At 60.4% G+C, this 19,495-nt stretch carries 16 protein-coding genes; 7 read left to right on the forward strand and 9 right to left on the reverse strand.

Annotated features, from left to right (window positions below; translation table 11 throughout):
- Window positions 1-70: 70 nt before the first annotated feature.
- A complete protein-coding gene (locus tag K6117_RS02480) occupies window positions 71-832 on the reverse strand; it encodes a cupin domain-containing protein (protein ID WP_343211729.1) in 762 nt (253 codons plus the stop codon).
- Window positions 829-2,238, reverse strand: a complete 1,410-nt coding sequence (locus tag K6117_RS02485) for an aspartate ammonia-lyase (protein WP_221792164.1) — start codon at window positions 2,236-2,238, stop codon at window positions 829-831. Before K6117_RS02485 ends, K6117_RS02480 begins: the two co-directional genes overlap by 4 nt.
- A 337-nt stretch (window positions 2,239-2,575) precedes the next feature.
- Between K6117_RS02485 and ald the strand changes: the two genes are divergently transcribed.
- The 3 genes from ald to ahpF all read left to right on the forward strand — a co-directional run bounded on the left by ald (window position 2,576) and on the right by ahpF (window position 6,150).
- Window positions 2,576-3,691 carry an alanine dehydrogenase gene (ald, locus tag K6117_RS02490; protein WP_221792165.1) on the forward strand — a complete coding sequence of 372 codons (1,116 nt, stop codon included), beginning with the start codon at window positions 2,576-2,578 and terminating at the stop codon, window positions 3,689-3,691.
- A 173-nt stretch (window positions 3,692-3,864) separates the two neighbouring features.
- Entirely contained in the window at window positions 3,865-4,428 is a 564-nt protein-coding gene (ahpC, locus tag K6117_RS02495) for an alkyl hydroperoxide reductase subunit C (protein WP_221792166.1), read from the forward strand.
- Between the two features lie 138 nt (window positions 4,429-4,566).
- Window positions 4,567-6,150, forward strand: coding sequence for an alkyl hydroperoxide reductase subunit F (gene ahpF, locus K6117_RS02500; protein ID WP_221792167.1), 1,584 nt, complete (start codon window positions 4,567-4,569; stop codon window positions 6,148-6,150).
- A 39-nt stretch (window positions 6,151-6,189) separates the two neighbouring features.
- Here the strand turns inward: ahpF and K6117_RS02505 are convergent, their stop codons facing one another.
- Entirely contained in the window at window positions 6,190-6,693 is a 504-nt protein-coding gene (locus K6117_RS02505) for a thiamine phosphate synthase (protein WP_246604771.1), read from the reverse strand.
- Between the two features lie 73 nt (window positions 6,694-6,766).
- On the opposite strand from K6117_RS02505, the gene K6117_RS02510 reads away from it, so the two are divergent.
- Entirely contained in the window at window positions 6,767-7,447 is a 681-nt protein-coding gene (locus K6117_RS02510; RefSeq protein WP_221792169.1) for a YggS family pyridoxal phosphate-dependent enzyme, read from the forward strand.
- A gap of 99 nt (window positions 7,448-7,546) precedes the next feature.
- Here K6117_RS02510 and K6117_RS02515 read toward each other — a convergent pair whose 3' ends face one another.
- The 5 genes from K6117_RS02515 to K6117_RS02535 all read right to left on the reverse strand — a co-directional run bounded on the left by K6117_RS02515 (window position 7,547) and on the right by K6117_RS02535 (window position 11,436).
- Entirely contained in the window at window positions 7,547-8,308 is a 762-nt protein-coding gene (locus K6117_RS02515; protein WP_221792170.1) for a LysR family transcriptional regulator, read from the reverse strand.
- Entirely contained in the window at window positions 8,305-8,703 is a 399-nt protein-coding gene (gene apaG / locus K6117_RS02520; RefSeq protein ID WP_221792844.1) for a Co2+/Mg2+ efflux protein ApaG, read from the reverse strand. The genes K6117_RS02515 and apaG overlap by 4 nt, the downstream gene beginning before the upstream one ends.
- Entirely contained in the window at window positions 8,703-9,911 is a 1,209-nt protein-coding gene (locus K6117_RS02525) for a trans-sulfuration enzyme family protein (protein ID WP_221792171.1), read from the reverse strand. The genes apaG and K6117_RS02525 overlap by 1 nt, the downstream gene beginning before the upstream one ends.
- Before the next feature lie 80 nt (window positions 9,912-9,991).
- Window positions 9,992-10,420 carry a CoA-binding protein gene (locus K6117_RS02530; RefSeq protein ID WP_221792172.1) on the reverse strand — a complete coding sequence of 143 codons (429 nt, stop codon included), beginning with the start codon at window positions 10,418-10,420 and terminating at the stop codon, window positions 9,992-9,994.
- Complete coding sequence (locus K6117_RS02535; RefSeq protein WP_221792173.1) at window positions 10,417-11,436, reverse strand: Mrp/NBP35 family ATP-binding protein; 1,020 nt, start codon at window positions 11,434-11,436, stop codon at window positions 10,417-10,419. Before K6117_RS02535 ends, K6117_RS02530 begins: the two co-directional genes overlap by 4 nt.
- Before the next feature lie 120 nt (window positions 11,437-11,556).
- On the opposite strand from K6117_RS02535, the gene hflK reads away from it, so the two are divergent.
- The 3 genes from hflK to K6117_RS02550 all read left to right on the forward strand — a co-directional run bounded on the left by hflK (window position 11,557) and on the right by K6117_RS02550 (window position 15,201).
- On the forward strand, window positions 11,557-12,636 hold the full coding sequence (gene hflK, locus K6117_RS02540) for a protease modulator HflK (RefSeq protein WP_221792174.1): 1,080 nt from the start codon (window positions 11,557-11,559) through the stop codon (window positions 12,634-12,636).
- Window positions 12,636-13,496: a protease modulator HflC gene (gene hflC, locus K6117_RS02545; protein ID WP_425514683.1), complete on the forward strand. Its 861-nt coding sequence runs from the start codon at window positions 12,636-12,638 to the stop codon at window positions 13,494-13,496. The genes hflK and hflC overlap by 1 nt, the downstream gene beginning before the upstream one ends.
- A gap of 133 nt (window positions 13,497-13,629) precedes the next feature.
- A complete protein-coding gene (locus tag K6117_RS02550; RefSeq protein ID WP_221792176.1) occupies window positions 13,630-15,201 on the forward strand; it encodes a Do family serine endopeptidase in 1,572 nt (523 codons plus the stop codon).
- 91 nt (window positions 15,202-15,292) lie between these two features.
- On the opposite strand, the gene K6117_RS02555 is transcribed toward K6117_RS02550, so the two are convergent.
- Window positions 15,293-19,495: a translocation/assembly module TamB domain-containing protein gene (locus tag K6117_RS02555; protein WP_221792177.1), complete on the reverse strand. Its 4,203-nt coding sequence runs from the start codon at window positions 19,493-19,495 to the stop codon at window positions 15,293-15,295.

Consider the following 19,495-nt stretch of genomic DNA (forward strand, 5'->3'; position numbering starts at 1 on the left):
ATAAAATTCCATTTCACCCCGCGTTACAGCGTATGTTCACATTTCTGACATATTCGCCGAAAATACCACCTCATGCCGCCGGGCGGTAAATCGCATAGACTTTTGCCACGTCTTCCCGGCTTTCCCAGCTGCATTGGGCATGCTGTTCGATCAGGAAGATATCGCCCTTGCTGAATGTCCCTTCGCGCCCCAGCTCATCGACAAAGGTCACGCTGCCCTGCAACAGATACATCAGCTCGAAATGGCGGTATGGCATGGCACGGCGATGATAGGGGGTGGAATCCCACACGCCCGCCATGAACTCGCCATCCGCCGACAGATAATCGGTGTGATTACGGCATTGCGGCGTCGGCCCGACCAGCAATTCGGCCAGCGGCGCACCCGACGGGGCAAGGTTCGCCTGCACATCAACCGGCACCAGTCGTGCCTCCGCACCAGTTCCGTTCACATAGCGCATATAAATCAGTCTGGCTTCTTCCCGCGCCGACCAGCGGAAACCGACCCCATCGGTAAAGACGCAGCACTGTCCCTCGGTCAGTTCGACCGTCTGGCCATCACGGGTAAATGTCACCGCGCCATCGGCCACGATCACAAATTCATCGCCCGCCACCTGATCGACCTTGCCGCGTCCGGCCGGCAGGCAAATGCTGCCGACTTCCACCGGCCCGCCGCGCAACGACAAGATCGTGCGGTTGCCCAAATAAGGCTCCGCCGATGCATTATGCCGCACACCCGCAAATAACGCGCGCAAATCGATGAACGACGGGCAGGATGTGGTGGTCGCCAACATATCGGCAACCGGGGCGTCTGGGGTAATAGTCTCTGAAGTCACAAGTCTGTCCCATCATCTGTGAGTGTTATTTGTTGCTGAATGAAGTCCTCGAATTCAGGCTCCAGCGCCCGCACCGCAGCCAGAAGATCGCCGCGCTGCTGGGCATCGGCGGCAACGCGAGCCGCGCGGGCATAGCCGATCAACGGCACCAATTCGGTGGCCAAGGCCGTGCTGTGCATCAGATTGGCATGGCAACGCGGCTCCAGCGCCTCAATCCCGGTCACGCAATGATCGACCAGCATATCCATGCCATGCACCAATAATTGCGCGGCCTCATGGATCGACCAGCAAATGATCGGCTCGAACGCGTTCAACTGCAATTGCCCGGCCTCGGCGGCAAAGGTCACGGTCAGATCAAGGCCGAAGACGCGAAAGGCGATGCCGTTGATCGCCTCCGGGATCACAGGGTTTACCTTGCCCGGCATGATCGAGGAACCGGGCTGGCGGCGCGGCAAGGCAATCTCGCCGATCCCGCCGCTTGGCCCGCTGGATAACAAACGCAGGTCATTGGCGATTTTCGAGAGCTTGCTCGCCACCCGCTTCAACATGCCGCTATAGAGGACAAACGCCCCCATATCCCATGTCGCCTCGATCAGATTGGCGGCGCGTTCGACCTTCAACCCGGTGACATCGGCCAGCCTATCGCAAATTTTCAGGCGATAATCCTCAAGCGCCGCAACGCCCGTGCCAATCGCCGTCCCGCCCAGATTGACCTCAAGAAACAACCGCGCGATTTCCTGTGCCCGTTGTGCATCCTCACGCAGCGTGGTGGCAAAGGCGCCGAATTCTTCCCCCAAGGTCATCGGCACAGCATCTTGCATCTGGGTGCGGCCCAGCTTGCGAATATCGCGAAACGCATCGGCCCGCTCATCCATCGCATCGGCCAGCCGGCCCAACGCCAATATCAGCCGTTCATTCACCGCAATCACCGACAAACGCACCGCCGTCGCATAGGCATCATTGGTCGATTGGTTGCGATTGACATGATCGTTCGGGTGGATCACCTCGCGCATCCCCGGGGCTAAGCCCATCAACTGCAACGCCCGGTTCGCAATCACTTCATTGGCATTCATATTGGTCGAGGTGCCAGCGCCGCCCTGACACACATCAACAATAAACTGCTCGCGATGCTGGCCTGCGATGATCTCGTCACAGGCGCGGATAATAACCTCGGCCTTGTCCTGCGGCAGATCGCCAATCTCCTGATTGACCAAGGCCGCCGCTTTTTTCACCTGTGCCAGCGCCACCAATAATTCGGGCATGGCGGCAATCGTCGCGCCGGTCAGCGGGAAATTGAGGCGCGCGCGTTCGGCCTGCGCGCCATAAAGGCTGTCCACCGGCACGCGCACTTCGCCCAGCGGATCGCTATCCATACGATATGCGGCACCCATCTCGATCTGCGTCATGATGTTTGCTCCCTCGCGCCATCAATGAATGGCCTGACCTTCATGGTCGAACGCATTGAAGCTAGCGGTCAGCGCCAAGCTATTCATGCCATATTACACCCATTGGCAATGTATTTCTTCTGTCCTGACGCCCCCTGACAGCACGATGGATTGCAGCCCAAACACCCCATCAGGCACAGCTCAAGATCGTCGAAAACCCGTCACAGCACAGCCTTGGCACAAGATGCCGTTTCACCCGCCCGCACCCCCGATATTCATCTGCAAGCGGCGCAAAACAAAACACAACTGCTTGCCAGCCAAGGTCATCATTCACCTGCAACACTTAAGGGGCTTACAGATGATCATTGGCACCGTACGCGAAATCAAGAATCACGAATATCGGGTCGGCCTGACACCAGAAAGCGTGCAGGAACTGACCGCACATGGCCATCAGGTCATTGTCGAGACAAATGCAGGCGCAGGAATTGGCGCTAGCGACAACGCCTATGCGCTGGCCGGTGCAGACATCGCCGCCACTGCCGCCGATGTCTTTGCCCGTGCCGAGATGGTGGTGAAGGTCAAGGAACCACAGGCCGTCGAACGCGCGATGCTGCGTAAGGGGCAGATCCTGTTCACCTATCTCCACCTCGCGCCGGACCCGGAACAAACCCGCGACCTCATCACCAGCGGCGCAACCTGCATCGCGTATGAAACCGTCACGGACAATCAGGGCGGCCTACCCTTGTTGAAACCGATGAGCCAAGTCGCCGGACGCATGTCGATTCAGGCGGGCGCAACCGCGCTTGAAAAGGCCAATGGCGGGCGCGGCGTGTTACTGGGCGGCGTGCCGGGCGTCTTGCCTGCCAATGTCGTGATCATCGGCGGCGGCGTGGTCGGCTTCAACGCGGCGATGATGGCCGTCGGCATGGGCGCGGATGTGACGATCCTCGATCGCAGCCCGGATGTGCTGGAACGGCTCGACAGCCATTTCAAAGGCGCGGCCCGCACCCTGTTTTCCAGCCATGCCAATCTGGCCAAGGCGATCATCGACGCGGATCTCGTCATCGGCGCGGTGCTTGTCCCCGGTGCAGCCGCACCGCGATTGGTGACGAAAGACATGCTCGCCACGATGAAGCCGGGCGCGGTGCTAGTCGATGTCGCCATCGATCAGGGCGGTTGTTTTGAAACATCCCACGCGACCACCCATGCCGAACCAACCTATATCGTCGATAACATCGTCCATTATTGCGTCGCCAACATGCCGGGCGCGGTGGCCCGCACCTCGACCTATGCGCTCAACAATGCGGTGTTGCCGCATGCCATCGCCATCGCCAATCATGGCTGGAAAGCGGCGCTTGCGCGGGATCATAATCTGCTTGCCGGGCTGAATGTCTGGAATGGCGCGATCACCTGCGCCCCGGTCGCCCATGCCCTTGGCCTTGGCTATGTCGATCCGGCCAGCGCTATTTCATAAGCGCTGTATCTGTCAAAAAAAGGGGGGGGGGCAGATATTGCCGCCCCCCTTTTTTATTAATCGCTTTTATCGATCACAGTTGAAAGATAATCCAACTTGATCGATCAGCAACCATCGCCTATTTGCCTCTCCAGGCGATCCCGCCACCGCTTTGAAAGATAAGGATGGAATTCATGTCCCTCATCAACACCGAGATCAAGCCGTTCAGCGCCAAGGCCTTCAAAAACGGCCAGTTCATCGACGTCACCGATGCCAGCGTGAAGGGCAAATGGTCCGTGTTCTTCTTCTACCCGGCGGATTTCACCTTTGTGTGCCCGACCGAACTGGAAGACCTTGCCGATAATTATGCCGAATTCCAGAAGCTCGGCGTTGAAATCTATGCCGTGTCGACCGACACCCATTTCTCGCACAAGGCATGGCACGACACCTCGCCCGCGATCAGCAAGATCGCCTATACGATGATCGGTGATCCGACCGGCACGATCACCCGCAATTTCGACGTGATGATCGAAGCTGCTGGTCTTGCCGACCGTGGCACCTTCGTTGTCGATCCTGAAGGCAAGATCCAGATCGTCGAAGTCAACGCCGGTGGCATTGGCCGCGATGCATCGGAACTGCTCCGCAAGGTCAAGGCCGCACAATATGTCGCATCGCACCCGGGTGAAGTTTGCCCGGCCAAGTGGCAGGAAGGCGAAAAGACGCTCGCCCCGTCGCTCGACCTCGTCGGCAAGATCTAATCCAGATCATTGTATTGAATGCGTACCCGGCATCCCGACTTTAAAGTCGGGGTGCCTTGGGGCGGTGGGAGGGGGCAGCGTCAAGACTTGGCCTGCGCCCTTCCCGCCAACCCCTAGAATGCCCCAAGGAACTCCCCCATGCTCGATGATAATCTGAAGCAGCAATTGCAAGCATATCTGGGCAACATCACCCAGCCGATTGAGCTGGTGACAAGCCTTGATGACAGCCCCAAGGCCAAGGAACTGGCCGAATTGGTGGCCGAAATCGCCGCCCTGTCCGATAAGGTCAGCCTGCGCGACAATGGCACCGCCACCCGCAAGCCGAGCTTTGAAATCCGCCGCGTCGGGACCGATGTGGCCGTGCAGTTCGCCGGCATTCCGATGGGCCATGAATTCACCTCGCTGGTGCTCGCCTTGTTGCAGGTCGGCGGCCATCCGTCGAAAGAACCGCAGGCGTTGCAGGATCAGGTCCGCGCGCTGGACGGCGATTATCATTTCGAAACCTATTTCTCTTTGTCCTGCCAGAGCTGCCCCGATGTGGTGCAGGCGCTCAATCTGATGAGCGTGCTCAACCCCCGCATCACCCATTTCGCGATTGATGGGGCCTTGTTTCAGGACGAGGTCACTGAACGCAAGGTCATGGCCGTGCCGTCGATTTACCTGAATGGCGAACCATGGGGTCAAGGCCGGATGGATCTCGCCCAGATCGTGGCCAAGCTCGATACAGGCGCGGTGGCGCGGGCGGCGGAAGAAATCAACGCCAAGCCAGCCTTCGACGTGCTGGTCGTCGGCGGCGGCCCGGCGGGTGCAGCCTCCGCGATTTACACCGCACGCAAGGGCATCCGCACCGGCGTCTTGGCCGAACGCTTTGGCGGGCAGGTGCTGGACACGATGGGGATCGAGAATTTCATCTCGGTCAGCCATACCGAAGGGCCAAAGCTCGCCAGCCAGTTGGAGGCGCATGTCCGCGATTATGATGTCGACATCATGAATCTGCAACGCGCCACCGCCCTGATCCCCGCCAGTAATCCGGATGGGCTGCACGAGATCAAGCTGGAAAGCGGTGCATCGGTCAAGGCCAAGACCGTGATCCTGTCCACCGGCGCGCGCTGGCGGCAGATGGGCGTGCCGGGCGAAGACGAATATCGCAACAAGGGCGTGGCCTATTGCCCGCATTGCGATGGCCCGTTGTTCAAGGGCAAGCGCGTGGCGGTGATCGGCGGCGGCAATAGCGGGGTCGAAGCGGCCATCGATCTGGCCGGGATCGTCGCCCATGTGACCTTGATCGAATTCGACAGCCAATTGCGCGCCGATGCGGTGTTGCAGCGCAAGCTCAACAGCCTGCCCAATGTCAACGTCATCACCTCGGCGCTCACCACCGAAGTGCATGGCGATGGCGAGCGGGTAGAAGGTTTAAGCTATCAGGATCGCAATAGTGATGAGATCCACCGCATCGATCTGGAAGGCATTTTCGTCCAGATCGGGCTGGTGCCGAACACCGAATGGCTGAAAGGCTCCATCGCGCTTAGCCCGCGTGGCGAGATCGAAGTGGACGCCCGTGGCACAACCTCCATCCCCGGCATATTCGCGGCAGGCGATGCGACGACCGTGCCATATAAGCAGATCGTGATCGCGATGGGCGAAGGGGCCAAGGCAGGCCTGTCCGCCTTTGATCATCTGATCCGCATGACCCCGGTGGATGCGGCGGAACTTGCGACCTGATGGATCAATAAGGGGCGTAGTTGCAGACTGCGCCCCTTGTTAGCTAAGAGCGTCGATCCCTGCCCAACCGGTGATCTTGAACCCGGCAAGGCTATGCGCTCGGATTTTGTTCACCCCCCCCAGCGCATAAACCGGTAGCTGCGTCTGCCGCCGCAACAACCCGAACCGCAGCCGCCCCAAGGCCGCGCCACCGGGATGGGAGCGCGTGGCGAATATCGGGGATAATAACAGGCAGTCCGCGCCCAGTGCCTCAGCCGCGCGTATTTCCGGCACATTATGGACCGGCGCACTGTGTATTTGATGGGGGCCAAGCCTGCGCCCTACCCGGCCATGAAAGCCATCCGCCCCCCAAGCCTGCGCCTCGCGCGGCGATCCGGCGAGCAGCAACAACCGGCGCTGGCGACGACACACACGCCTGACCGCATCGAACAACGCACAACGCTCAACGCGCGGCAATTCATAATGGCGGAAAATCACACCCGCCCCTTTGGGCAATCGCGCCACCACGCCCACAAGGTCCGCCCCCAAACGGGGATCGGTCATCAGCCAAATATCAGGCAGGGATTTTGCTTTAGGGGTCTGGCGCAGCGACATGACGCGACCTATAGCACCCCCTATGACCGAACCGGAAGCCATTGCCGCCGCCCGCACGCGCATCGACGCCGTGACCTCTGCCATCCGCCATCAAGAACGACTGGCGGGCCGAAAATCCGGCAGCACGACATTGATCGCCGTGTCGAAAACCCATGAGGCGGATGCGATCCGCCCGTTGTTATTGGCGGGCCTGCGCGACTTTGGCGAAAACCGGGTGCAAGAGGCGCAGGGCAAATGGCCCGCGTTAAAGCAAGAGTTCCCGGACATCACGCTCCACCTGATCGGCCAATTGCAAAGCAACAAGGCCAAGGATGCGGTCGAATTGTTCGATGTCATCCACAGCGTGGATCGTCCGTCGCTGGTAACGGCCTTGGGCAAGGCGATGGCCGAAACGGGTCGCCAACTGCCCTTTTTCGTGCAGGTCAATATCGGCAATGAAGAACAAAAGGGCGGCTGCGCGGTCGCCGAACTCCCGGCCCTGCTCGATCAATGCCAACAGGCGGGACTGAACATTGTCGGCCTGATGGCCGTACCTCCTGCGGACATCGAAGCCGCGCCATTCTTCGCCCTGCTGGTGGAACTGGCCAAGCGCCATAACCTGACGCAATTGTCGATGGGCATGTCGGGCGATTATGAAACGGCGGTTTTGCTCGGTTCCACGCAGGTGCGGATCGGCACCGCATTGTTCGGGGAACGAGGCTAAATTACGCCCCGCCCGTCAACGCCGTTAAGCCTTAGTGTTCGCCACCTGTAAGGGCGGCGACGCCTTTAATGCTCGCCACCTGTAAGGGCGGCGACGCCTTTAATGCTCGCCACCTGTAAGGGCGGCGACGAGCGCCTTGACCTTTTTCTGCCGCCATTGCGGCAACGGTGCGACGAGCCAATAGCGATTGCCATTGCCCGGCACGCTTTCGCCCATTGCCACATCATTCAGCAGGAATTTCGGCACCAAAGCCTCGCCCAATCCGGCCATGGCCGCATCGATTGCCGCGCCCGCATTGCCGACCGAAAAAACAGCCTCCGCATCCGGGTTGCCCGGCCAGCTGATCATAGGCCCCGCGCCGATCCGCACCAGCATGCCGTCATCCAACGCCACGCCTTCATGATCGCCGGGCGATTCCGCATGGATCACCGCCAGATCGATATTGGCCTGAGTAAAATCCACACCTTCATCGGCATCCACCAGATGCAGGCGCAATTCCGGGTCATTGGCCGCATAAGCCGCCAGTCGCGGCAACAGCCATTTGGCGCTGACATCGCGCGGCGCGGCGATGGTCAGCATCTTGGACGATTGCTGCACCTGCATGGCGCGCACCGCCTCTTCAAATTGCAGGAACCCGGCCCGCAGCGCCGCCAAACCGGCCTCTGCCTCGGACGTGAGTTCCAGCCCCTTGGTCGTGCGACGGAACAACACCACGCCCAACGTATCTTCCAGCGCCCTGATCTGCTGCCCCACGGCGGCAGGCGTCACCGCCAGTTCATCCGCCGCGCGGGTGAATGACAAATGCCGGGCCGCCGCGTCAAATACGCGCAGGCCATTCAAGGGAAGATGCGTCCGCTTCATCGGGCGCTCACCGGCCCATTCAACGCAAAAGAAGGAATTTCCGCATCGAATGACGATCCATCATCGCACACCATGCCGAAACTGCCATGCATCGCCCCGGTCGAGGTCGTCAGCGGACAACCCGACACATAATCATAAGACGCGCCGGGGCGGATGATCGGCTGATCCCCCACCACGCCATCGCCCTGCACATCATTGGTCGCGCCGCGCCCGTCGATGATCACCCAATGGCGGGTCATCAACTGCACGGTCTGCGGCCCGTTATTTTCCAGACGGATATGATATGACCAGAACCAGCGCCCATTTTCCGGGTCCGATTGTTCCGGCAGGAATGTGACGGCGACCCGCACGGTCACCCCCCGCGTCGTCGCCGCATGGGGGAAGAATGCCTCCATCAAAGGCCGACCTTCCGCAGCGCCCGATCAAGATCGTCGATCAGGTCCAGCGGATCTTCCAACCCGACATTGATTCGCAACATACCTTCGCCGATTCCCATGGCTTCACGCGCCTCCGCACCCATATTATGATGGGTGGTGGATGCAGGATGGGTCATCAGGCTGCGCGAGTCACCAATATTATTCGAAATGTCGATCAGTTCGAGCGCGTTCAACAAATCATGCGCCTGACGCCGACCGCCATCCAGAATGAACGAGAAGATCGGGCCACAGGCCTTCATCTGCTTTTTCGCCAGCGCATATTGCGGATGGCTTTCCAGACCGGGGTGCAAGATCGTCGGCACACGGCCTTCCATGAACTTGCCGACGGCCAACGCATTTTCAGACTGGCGCATCGCGCGCAATTCCAGCGTTTCCAGCCCCTTTAACACCACCCATGCATTGAATGGCGCAAGGTTAGGGCCGGTGTTGCGCTGGAAAGGCAACAAGGTCTCGTTGATCCATTTTTCCGTGCCGCACACCGCACCGGCAAGCACGCGCCCCTGCCCGTCCATCAGCTTGGTCGCGGAATAAGCGACGACATCCGCGCCGAAATCCATCGGACGCTGGATCACGGACGAGCAAAACGCATTGTCCACCACCGTGGTGATACCGTGCGATTTCGCGAGCGTGCAGACATATTCAATGTCAACAATGTCCATCGTCGGATTGGCGGGCGTTTCAAAGAAGAACACCTTGGTATTCGGCTGGATCGCGGCCTTCCACGCATCATTGTCGCGGGAATCGATGGTGGTGGAGGTAATGCCGAAGCGCGGCAACAGACTGTCCGTCAACCAGCGGCAGGACCCGAAGGCCGCCCGCGCCGCAACGACATGATCGCCCGCGCTCAATTGACAGAGCAACGCCGTCGTCATCGCCGCCATGCCAGTCGCCTGTGCGCGGCATGCCTCGGCCCCTTCCATCAGGGCGATGCGCTCTTCCAGCATCTCGACCGTCGGATTCTGGAGGCGGCTATAGGTCATGCCCGCCTGTTCACCGGCAAAGCGCGCGGCCACATCCTCGGCGCAGTCATAGCTATAGCCGGAGGTGAGGAACAACGCCTCGGATGTTTCGCCAAATTCGGTGCGGACCGTGCCGCCGCGAATGGCTTGGGTAGCGGGACGCCATGTCTTGGTGATGGCGCGATTCTGTCCGGTCGTACGTTTCATGTTGTTTCCTTAAAGCGAATTCGTACCGGATGGAAATATTCCCGGCCCCGAAATCGCCAATCTTATATGCAGATCAAAGGTCAGATGATGGCAGGCACATTATGGCAAGCAATCTCGATCTTGGGGCAGCGGTTCATCACCACATCAAGCCCTGCCGCCACTGCGCGTTCTGCCGCTGCCTGATTGATGATCTCAAGCTGCATCCACACCGACTTTGCACCGACGGCAATCGCCTCATCAGTGACTGCGCCTGCGGCCTCGCTATTGCGGAAAATATCGACCATATCCGGCTTGTCCGGCAGATCGGTCAGTGTCGCATAGACCGTCTGCCCATGGATCACGCGGCCTACCAATTGCGGGTTCACCGGCCAAACAGTGTAGCCATGGGCCAGTAGATACTTCATCACCCGGTTGCTGGCGCGGTCTTCCTTCTCCGATGCGCCGACAAGGGCAATCGTGCGGACCGAGCACAACAAGCGCGCAATATCTTCATCGCGTTCTAAAATCATGGCTTTGGCTCCCAATTGGCGATCTTGGCCGCGAGCGCGGCAAAATGCGGCTCATCCGAGGATGCGGCAGGCGGTTCGCCCGCATCGCTCGCCATCCGGATCGACAGTTCAAGCGGCACCCGCCCAAGGAACGGTATGCCGCACACCTTTGCCGCAGCCTCTGCCCCGCCATGGCCGAACGGATCGGACACTTCGCCGCAATGCGGGCATTGATAGCCCGCCATATTCTCGATCAGCCCGATAATCGGGACATGGGCGGTATTGAACAGGTCGATGGCGCGGGTCGCATCCATCAAGGCAATATCCTGCGGAGTGGAAACGATCACCACACCATCGGGCTTATGCTTTTGCACCATCGACAATTGCACATCACCGGTCCCCGGCGGCATATCGACGATCAGATAATCCATATCGCCCCATGCACCATCGACCAATTGACCCAGCGCATTGCTCGCCATCGGCCCGCGCCATGCCATTGCCTGCCCGTCCTTGACGATCTGCCCCATCGACAACAAAGACACGCCATAAGGCGATGCCACCGGCTCCAATTTATTATCCTTGGTGGTGGGGCGAATGCCTTCGATCCCCAACAGGCGCGGCTGGCTTGGCCCGTAAATATCGGCATCGATCACCCCGACCTTCGCCCCGAGCCGTGCCAGCGCGACCGCTAGATTGGCCGACACAGTCGATTTGCCGACACCGCCCTTACCACTGGCCACCGCGATCAATTTGGCGCGCTTCACCGCGCCCGCCGCGCCCTTGGACGATGTCATCGCCACCCGCACCTCGGCAACGCCCGCAAACGCGCCAAGCTTTTCCTTGATTTGCGCTTCTAGCGCCGTGCGGCTTTCCGCGTTCAATCCGGTCACATCAAGAATCACGCCAGCGCGGCCATCGGCCAGACGCGGCGGCGCGGCGCGGCCCGCTGCCACAAGGCCCTTGGATGTAATCGGGTCGATAATCTGGTCGAGTGCCGCCGTCAGTTCGGCGATGATTTCAGGGGTCGTTTCAGTCATGCAAAGGCCCATAAACAATTTGTCTGCGTTCTGGCACTGTTTTTCCCTGATATGCCCTCTATATATGATCCCATGACGATGCGAAAAGAAGCTGACACAGCGAAAAACGGGGCATTAGAAATGGCTGGCGGCCCATGGGGCAGCGGGCCGAAGGACCAAAGCAGCGGTCAGGGAGGCGATCACGGTGGCGATGATGGTCCCCGCCAGCCTTGGCAGATGCCGCCTGCTGGCAAACGGCATCGCCACCCTGCGGGTCAGGGTGGTTCTTCCGCACTTGATCAACTCATCCATTGGCTGCGCGATCGCCTTGGCGGCGGCGGCGGCGGCGGTCATCAAGGCCCGGGCATGGTCGGTGGCCAGCCATTATGGCTTTGGGCGATTGCTGCGATTTTGCTCAGTTGGATATTGCTCACCAGCGTCCACCGCATCGGGCCGCAGGAACGCGGCATTCTCACGCGTTTCGGCAGCTATGTCGGCACGATGAAGCCGGGCATCAACCTGTCATTCCCCGCCCCCATCGATTCGGTCGAAAAGCTCGACGTCGAAGAAATCCGCACCATCGACATCGGTGGTTCGGGCGATTCCGAACGGCTGATCCTGACCGGCGACCAGAATATCGTCGATCTTGCCTATTCGGTGCGCTGGAACATCCGCGATCCGGAACTGTTCCAATTCGCGCTGGCCGAACCGGAAACCACCATCAGCGAAGTCTCGGAAAGCGCGATGCGCGCCGTGATCTCCAGTGTGACCCTCGATCAAGCCATGGGCGCCCAGCGCGGCCAGATCGAACAAGAGGTCGCCTCGATGATGCAGGCGATCCTCGACAATTATAAATCAGGCATCCGCGTGCAGGGCATCGCGATCAAACAGGCCGATCCGCCCGCCAAGACGATCGAAGCGTTCAAGGACGTGTCCGCCGCGCAGCAAGAGGCGCAAAGCTCGGTCAACCGGGCCAATGCCTATGCCCAGCAGGTCACGGCCCGCGCACAGGGCGAAGCGGCGGCGTTCGACAAGGTCTATGCACAATATCGCCTTGCCCCAGAGGTAACGCGCAAGCGCATGTATTATGATACAATGGAGGCCGTGCTGTCCAAGACTGACAAGATCGTGGTCGAGGCCAATAACGTCACCACCTATCTGCCCTTGCCGGAACTAGGCAAACGCGCCCGGCCCGCCACCGGGACGGAGGTGGTTCGATGATTGATCGCATTTCCAGTAATCCGATCCCTTATGTGATCGGTGCTATCGGCGCGTTGCTGTTGCTCGGCAATATCTTCACGGTGGTGCCGGAAACAAGTCAGGGCGTTGTTGTGCGCTTTGGCGAACCGGTGCGGATCATCAACCGTTACAAACCGACCGAAGCCTATGGCCAGACCGGCGCAGGGATCGTCGCGCGCATCCCGTTCGCCGAACAGATCGTCTGGATCGACAAGCGCGTGCTGTCGATCTCGATGGAGCGGCAACAGGTGCTGTCCACCGATCAATTGCGGTTGCAGGTCGATGCCTTTGCCCGGTATCGCATCGTCGATCCGCTGCGCATGTATATTTCGGCGGGCAGTTCGGAACGCGTGTCCGAACAATTGAAGCCGATCCTCGGTTCGGCCCTGCGCAACGAATTGGGCAAGCGTCCGTTCGCGGCCTTGCTCAGCCCGGAACGCGGCACGGTGATGCGCAACATTCGCGCCGGGCTTGACCGCGTCGCCCGCCAATATGGCGCGGTGATCATCGATGTCCGCATCAAGCGCGCCGATCTGCCGGAAGGCGCGACACTTGAATCCGCCTTTGATCGGATGCGCACCGCGCGTCAGCAACAGGCGCTCACCATCCGCGCCCAAGGTATGAAACAGGCCCAGATCATTCAGGCCGATGCAGATGCAGCCGCCGCCAAAACCTATGCCGATGCCTATGGCAAGGATGCGGATTTTTATGAATTTTATCGGGCGATGCAGAGCTATCGTTATACGTTCGTCAATGACGGCACGAATAACGAGAAGGGATCGTCCTCAATCCTGCTGTCACCGGACAATGCCTATCTCAGGGAGTTCCGGGGCCGACGCTAAAACCCCGGATCGCCAGCAATAGTCGATGTTAATTTGTTATCACCGCGTTCAATTTCAGTTCAGACTGACTTGACCAAACTCCCCCTAGGATCGAAACATCGGTCCCAAGGGTCTAGACAGGAGAACAAGGATCGTGCGTTACGCCTATGGCATTACGGCCGCGCTGCTCGCAGGCGGCGCAGTGGCGACGATGACGTCCCAACTGCCGGTTGGGGCGCAGGTCGCGCAGAACGCGTCAGGTGCGGTGAATGCCGCCATGACGCCACGTCCCGGCGCCCCTGTCAGCTTTGCCGATCTGGTCAGCAAATTGCAGCCAGCCGTCGTCAACATCTCCACCACGCAAAAAGTAGAGGTCAATACAGGCGGGTTCAATCCGTTTGCCGGCTCTCCATTTGAAGACATGTTCCCCGGCATCGCGCCGAATAATAATGCGCCCAATGGCAACCCCGTCACGCGGGAGGCGACCTCGCTCGGCTCCGGCTTCATCATTTCCGCCGATGGCTATATCGTGACCAACAATCACGTCATCTCTGGCGGGGCGGAAGGCGCGCGGAACAACGTCACCATCTCGTCGATCACCGTCACCCTGCCCGACCGCAAGGAATATGTGGCCAAGGTCATCGGCCGCGATCCGGTATCCGATCTGGCCTTGCTCAAGATCGAAGCCAAGAATTTGCCGTTCGTGCAGTTCGGGGATTCCACCCGCACCCGCGTCGGCGATTGGGTGGTGGCCATCGGCAATCCTTATGGACTGGGTGGCACGGTCACGGCGGGCATCGTTTCGGCTTTGCACCGCAATACCGGCCAGGGCGGCGCCTATGACCGCTATATCCAAACCGATGCCTCGATCAATCAGGGTAATTCCGGCGGGCCGATGTTCGATCTGAACGGCAATGTCATCGGGATCAACACGCTGATCTTCTCACCGACCGGCGGCAATGTCGGCATCGGCTTCGCTATCCCGGCTGAACAGGCCAAGCCGGTCATCGATCAATTGATGGGCGCAGGCAAGGTGCGGCGCGGCTATCTCGGCGTCGGTATTCAGCCGATGACCGAAGATATCGCGCAATCGCTTGGCCTGCCCAAAAATCAGGGCGAAATCGTCCAACAGGTCGTCCCCGGTCAGGCCGCTGCCAAGGCGGGCATCCAGCAAGGCGATGTCATCCTCACCGTCAATGGCCGTACCGTCACCCCGGATGAAACCCTGTCATTCATCGTCGCCAATCTGCCGGTCGGGACCAAGGTGCCGATCGAATTATTGCGCGGTGGCGAACGCAAGGCCGTGACAGCGATTGTCGGTGAACGCCCGTCGGAAGACAAGCTGGCCGCCAATTTTGAAGGCGATGGCAATGATGATGGCACGGCAACCGCCCCCAGCACAGCCGCAGGGCCCAAGGCGTTGCAAGCCTCGACCGGCCTCAGCCTGCAATTGATGACGCCGCAAATCGCCCAGCAACTCCGCGTGCCTGCCACGACCAAGGGGCTGGTGATTGCCGCCGTCGATCCCAATAGCGATGCCGCCGCACAGGGGCTGCAACGCGGGGATATCATTCTCTCGATCAACCAGCGCCCGGTCGCCAGTGCCGATGCGGCATGGGCGGTCGTCGATGCGGCCCGCAAGGCCAATCGACCCAGCGTCTTGCTGCTGCTGCAACGCGGCCCCAGCCAGCCGCGTTATATCGGCATCAAGCTGACGGCGAAATAAGCCGCCTGCCCGATCACAGACCAAAAAGGGGTCCGGTATCATGCCGGGCCCCTTTTTTATCATCGCCAAGATATGACAGACCAAGTCTTGATCAATAATCCTTCGACACCCGCACGTTCACGCTCTGGCGGCCAATCGTCGATACCGAGGACAGCAATGACAGCCAGCGGGTGATCTGGAACTCCACCCGCGTCGCGCTATAGCCTGCGCCATCCGAGATCACCTCGACATAGGTCCGGCGGCCAATATATTTGCCCGCCGCCACCGATGTCCCGATGCCAGTCGCCACATCTGCCGGCAAAATCCGCAGCCGATCCAGCCCCGTCGCCTTGCGGACGAAATTGATCGGGTTCAGCCCCCCGCCCGGCGAATTGAGCGCCGCCACCGCCGCCGCCAATTGCACAGCCTCTGGCGCGGACAAATTGGTGATCGACGTCCCGAACAACAACCGCGCCAGCAACTCATCTTCCGGCAGCGCAGGAATACTGGTGAAGCTGATATCGGGCCGCAATCCCGTCCCGGTCACGCGGATCGTCGCATTCAATCCAGACACATTCGCCAGCGCCGAAATATCCAGCACCGGATCGGGAGGGACATCGCCGGTAAATCTGATCTCGCCACGATCAAGGTCGAACCGGCGGCCCGCAAATTCATAACCGCCGCGCACCAGCGACGCGCTCCCGATGATTTCCGGGTTCAACACCGCGCCGCCAATATGGAGATTGGCCTGCCATTCGCTATCCAACCCAAGACCCGTCACCATCATCTGGTTACGCGCCTTGGCATCCAGGTCATAACGCCAGACAGTATGCGGCCCGGCATTACTGGTCGTCGCCGCACGCGTCTCGCCATTGATCTCGCGCACATTGATCGTCGGAATGGAACTGGCTGCCGCTCGTCCGAGACGATAACGACTGCGTTCCAGCACCAATTTTCCGCCAATCACGCCGGTACGGCCATCAGATTTGATCGTGAGCGGCCCCGAAACAATGGCCCCCAGATCGTCGCGATCAACCAGTTCGGCATTTTTCAGATCGGCGCGAATATCCATACCGACCCCGCGCTCGGCGGAAATATCGAAGGTCGCACTGCCTGCAACCTTGCCCCCGTGCTTCATCCCGCCTTGGAATTGATTGATCAGCAAGCGCGAGCCATCGAACCGTCCGGTCGCTTCGATATTGTCGATTACCGCACCCGTCACGGCGCTTTCCAACCGCATCTTGGTTGACCGCATCGACCCACGGATGATCGGATTGGCCGCCGTACCGGTCACATCCGCGCCGATGGCGACCGGGCCGGACAGATCGATCGTCTCGACCCCGATCATCCGCCACAACGTATCCGCCGCCCCGTCATAACGCAGCTGCGCGAACAATGGTGCCGCCGCCAGCCGGTCCATCAATGTCCCCTGCCCGCCCAATGGTGCAATCCGCCCTTGGGCGCGACCGATCACCTTGCCATCCTGTGTCGCGATCAGGGCGCGGGCAGACAACGCATGATCACGCAGCGCGATATTCACCCCGGCATCGACCGGGCGAGAAGAAAGGATCAGGCCCGAACGCGTCAGCCCCTTGATCTTGAGGTAGAGGTCAGCCTGCGGCGTGCCGCGCCCTTTGCCCGGATGGACATAATGGAGCCTGCCGGTCGCAATCCCGCCAAGGCCCAATTGCGGCTGAAGAATATCCGCGATGGTCAATGGCAAGCGTTGCAGATCGGCATCGACCGACACCCGGCCATCGCCAAACAGCCCGGACACGCGCGCGCGCCCACCGGCAAATTCCAAGGCGGTCGGCGAGAGCTGCCAGCCATCATCTGTGCGCGTCAGCACCGCCTCATCGACCAATCGGATCGGCTTGCGATCGACACTGCCCTGTGCGGCAATCTGCCAGCGGTCAGGGGTAATCTCTGCCACCGACTGGATTTCGAAACTACGCCCACGCGCCCCGGCAAAGCTCGATTTGATCGTACCGGCCCCGCCCTGCAACGCGAAATTCCCGGCAAAGCGGGCGAGCGAAATCGGCCCGCGCTGAAGGCCGGTCGCGCCAATCGTCGCGTTGATGCTCGTGCCCGCAGGATCGAGCAAGATACTGCCATCGACCTGTGCCGCGCGGACCATGATCGGAGTCGCGCCCTCTACCTTGGCGTTGCGCAGGCGCAGACGCGCCTTGATCTGCTGCACGCCATCGACCGGGGAGAAGGACAATTGCCCGCTGATCCCGCCGCCACTCAGGTCAAGCCGCCCATCGAATCCACCGGTGCGCGAGGTCAGCACCCCGCCCATATTGGTCCCCGATACCAACAACTGCGCCACCGCGATGCGCGTATCCACACCCGGCGTCATCAAGATCTGGCCCTGCCCCTGGAACGGACCGAACATCGACTGGCCCTCGGCCCGCCAATCATAGCCCGCCGCCGAAGGATCGAGCAGCAGGCGCATCTGCCTGATCCGCAAAGAGGGGTTGGGCGAGGCGAACAACAAGTCCAGCCTTGGCCGATCTATCCGGCCATCCAGCAGGATATCGAAGGCACCATATTGGCCCTGCACGCCCTTGCCTTCAAAAAAGAAGGTGCCGTCGCGCCGTCTGAAACCCGTGCCTTGCATCGTCAATGTCGGCGCGGTCAGTTTCAGGTCGATAAAATGGATGATCCCATCACGCCCGCGCGCCAATCGCGTATCGATGACCGGCAACCCGCCTGCAAGGCCGCGCAAGAAATCATTGTCGAACCGCCTGATCCACGCCCGCCCGCGCCCGCCGACCTGCGACCCCTTGCCATCCGGGCCGGGGACCACGGTCAATTCGGTCATCACATCGACAAGGCCGAGGCCGGGGATCAGATAACGTTGCATCCCGGCGTTGATCGACACATCGAACTTGCCCGTCACCAGATCGATCACCAGTGCAAGGTCGCCATTGAGCTTATCCGAACGCAGCGCCAATTTCTCACCCGTGAGCAGCTTCGCCGTCACTTTGACTGCGCCATTAACACTGAGATTCTGGAGAATGCCCCCCACCACATCACCCGCGCCGGTTACCCGCGACGAGGTCATATTGACGGGCAAGATGACCGGGCTGGCGGACAAATGCCCCTTGCCGGTAATCCGCACATTTTCAAAGCCGGTGGTATCAAAGGCGACAAAGGGCGCGGTCAGCAGATAATCAAAGCTGGCCGTTTCAAACGCCCCGTCAAACCGCGCAACAAGCGCGATATTGCGCCCCGTCATATTGGGAAACAAGGCGGGAGCTTTCAGCAAATGCGCCCGCATTTCGACCTGTTCAAACCGATTGCGCCCCAGATCGAGCGCCCCTTGCGCCCGCAGATTGAGCGCCCCGCTCTTCAGGCCGATCGCACCCCGCAGCTTGCGATTTTCAAGCTGCGCCGTTCCCGCCACCGCAATCGTCGGGGCGGACAGGCGCATCAGCTTGCCCTTTAAAAAACGGCTCGGCGCAAGTGTGCCGTTCAGATCGAACCGTCCCTCATTATTGGCCAGCGCGAGATCGATCAGCTCGACCTTCTCCATTTCCGCATGCGCCGCGCCGCGCCAATGCTGCCAGTCGCCCTCGCCTTCGATCCGCGCCGAAAATGGCCTTTTGGTGCCAAGCAATGGCCCGATCACCCCGCCCGTTGGGGCCTCCACACGGACAGACGCATCAAAGCGATTGTCATCCGGCACGGCCTCCACCCGAATACGGGCGACATCGCGGGCGCTGCTGCTCGCATCGAGTTCCACCCGCAATTCACCGCTACGCGCCGATAACGCGCCTTCTACCCGCGCCACTTGTGGCTTGCCCGCAATCGCCGCGCCAATTCTCGCCCGTTGGATGCGTATGTCGCGCGCAACAATGTCGAAGCTCGGCAGCAACGGCGTCTTTTTGGCCGATGGCTTGAGTTTCGGCAGCCGATCAAGTGCGAGATCGGGAATAATCAGCCGGTTGATCTGTAGGCGGTTGTTGAACCATGCCAAGGGCTGCCACGCGACTTCCGCCGCCGAAATCGTCAGAAAACGGCCCTTGGGATCGCTAAAACGCAGATCCCGCAAGGTCATCTGTCGCCAGATCGACCCATCGATCCGGCCAATCTCGATCCGCAGGCCTGAAGATGGTCGCTGCGCCGCAATCTGCCTCGCAATAAAGCGATGACCGATATCGGTATCGAGCGCCGCCAATGCGGCCACCGCCAACAATATCACCGCCAAGCCAGCAAGAAACACCCGCCTTGGCCAGCGGTGACGCCGTGGCGCGGTCGCCGCGATCACGACTTCCGTTTCCTCGATCATGTCGGGCGTGTCCGTCAT

The organism is Alteraquisediminimonas sediminicola (assembly GCF_019740335.1).
Taxonomy (GTDB): Bacteria; Pseudomonadota; Alphaproteobacteria; order Sphingomonadales; family Sphingomonadaceae; genus Alteraquisediminimonas; species Alteraquisediminimonas sediminicola.

Coding starts and splice junctions, on each gene's coding strand:
- K6117_RS02530 (WP_221792172.1), bottom strand. CDS start 10,420: ATGATTTTAGAACGCGATGAAGATATTGCGCGCTTGTTGTGCTCGGTC.
- K6117_RS02555 (WP_221792177.1), bottom strand. CDS start 19,495: ATGACGGACACGCCCGACATGATCGAGGAAACGGAAGTCGTGATCGCG.
- K6117_RS02505 (WP_246604771.1), bottom strand. CDS start 6,693: ATGACCGATCCCCGTTTGGGGGCGGACCTTGTGGGCGTGGTGGCGCGA.
- hflK (WP_221792174.1), top strand. CDS start 11,557: ATGGCTGGCGGCCCATGGGGCAGCGGGCCGAAGGACCAAAGCAGCGGT.
- K6117_RS02535 (WP_221792173.1), bottom strand. CDS start 11,436: ATGACTGAAACGACCCCTGAAATCATCGCCGAACTGACGGCGGCACTC.
- K6117_RS02515 (WP_221792170.1), bottom strand. CDS start 8,308: ATGAAGCGGACGCATCTTCCCTTGAATGGCCTGCGCGTATTTGACGCG.
- ahpF (WP_221792167.1), top strand. CDS start 4,567: ATGCTCGATGATAATCTGAAGCAGCAATTGCAAGCATATCTGGGCAAC.
- K6117_RS02485 (WP_221792164.1), bottom strand. CDS start 2,238: ATGACGCAGATCGAGATGGGTGCCGCATATCGTATGGATAGCGATCCG.
- K6117_RS02525 (WP_221792171.1), bottom strand. CDS start 9,911: ATGAAACGTACGACCGGACAGAATCGCGCCATCACCAAGACATGGCGT.
- K6117_RS02510 (WP_221792169.1), top strand. CDS start 6,767: ATGACCGAACCGGAAGCCATTGCCGCCGCCCGCACGCGCATCGACGCC.
- ald (WP_221792165.1), top strand. CDS start 2,576: ATGATCATTGGCACCGTACGCGAAATCAAGAATCACGAATATCGGGTC.
- ahpC (WP_221792166.1), top strand. CDS start 3,865: ATGTCCCTCATCAACACCGAGATCAAGCCGTTCAGCGCCAAGGCCTTC.
- apaG (WP_221792844.1), bottom strand. CDS start 8,703: ATGGAGGCATTCTTCCCCCATGCGGCGACGACGCGGGGGGTGACCGTG.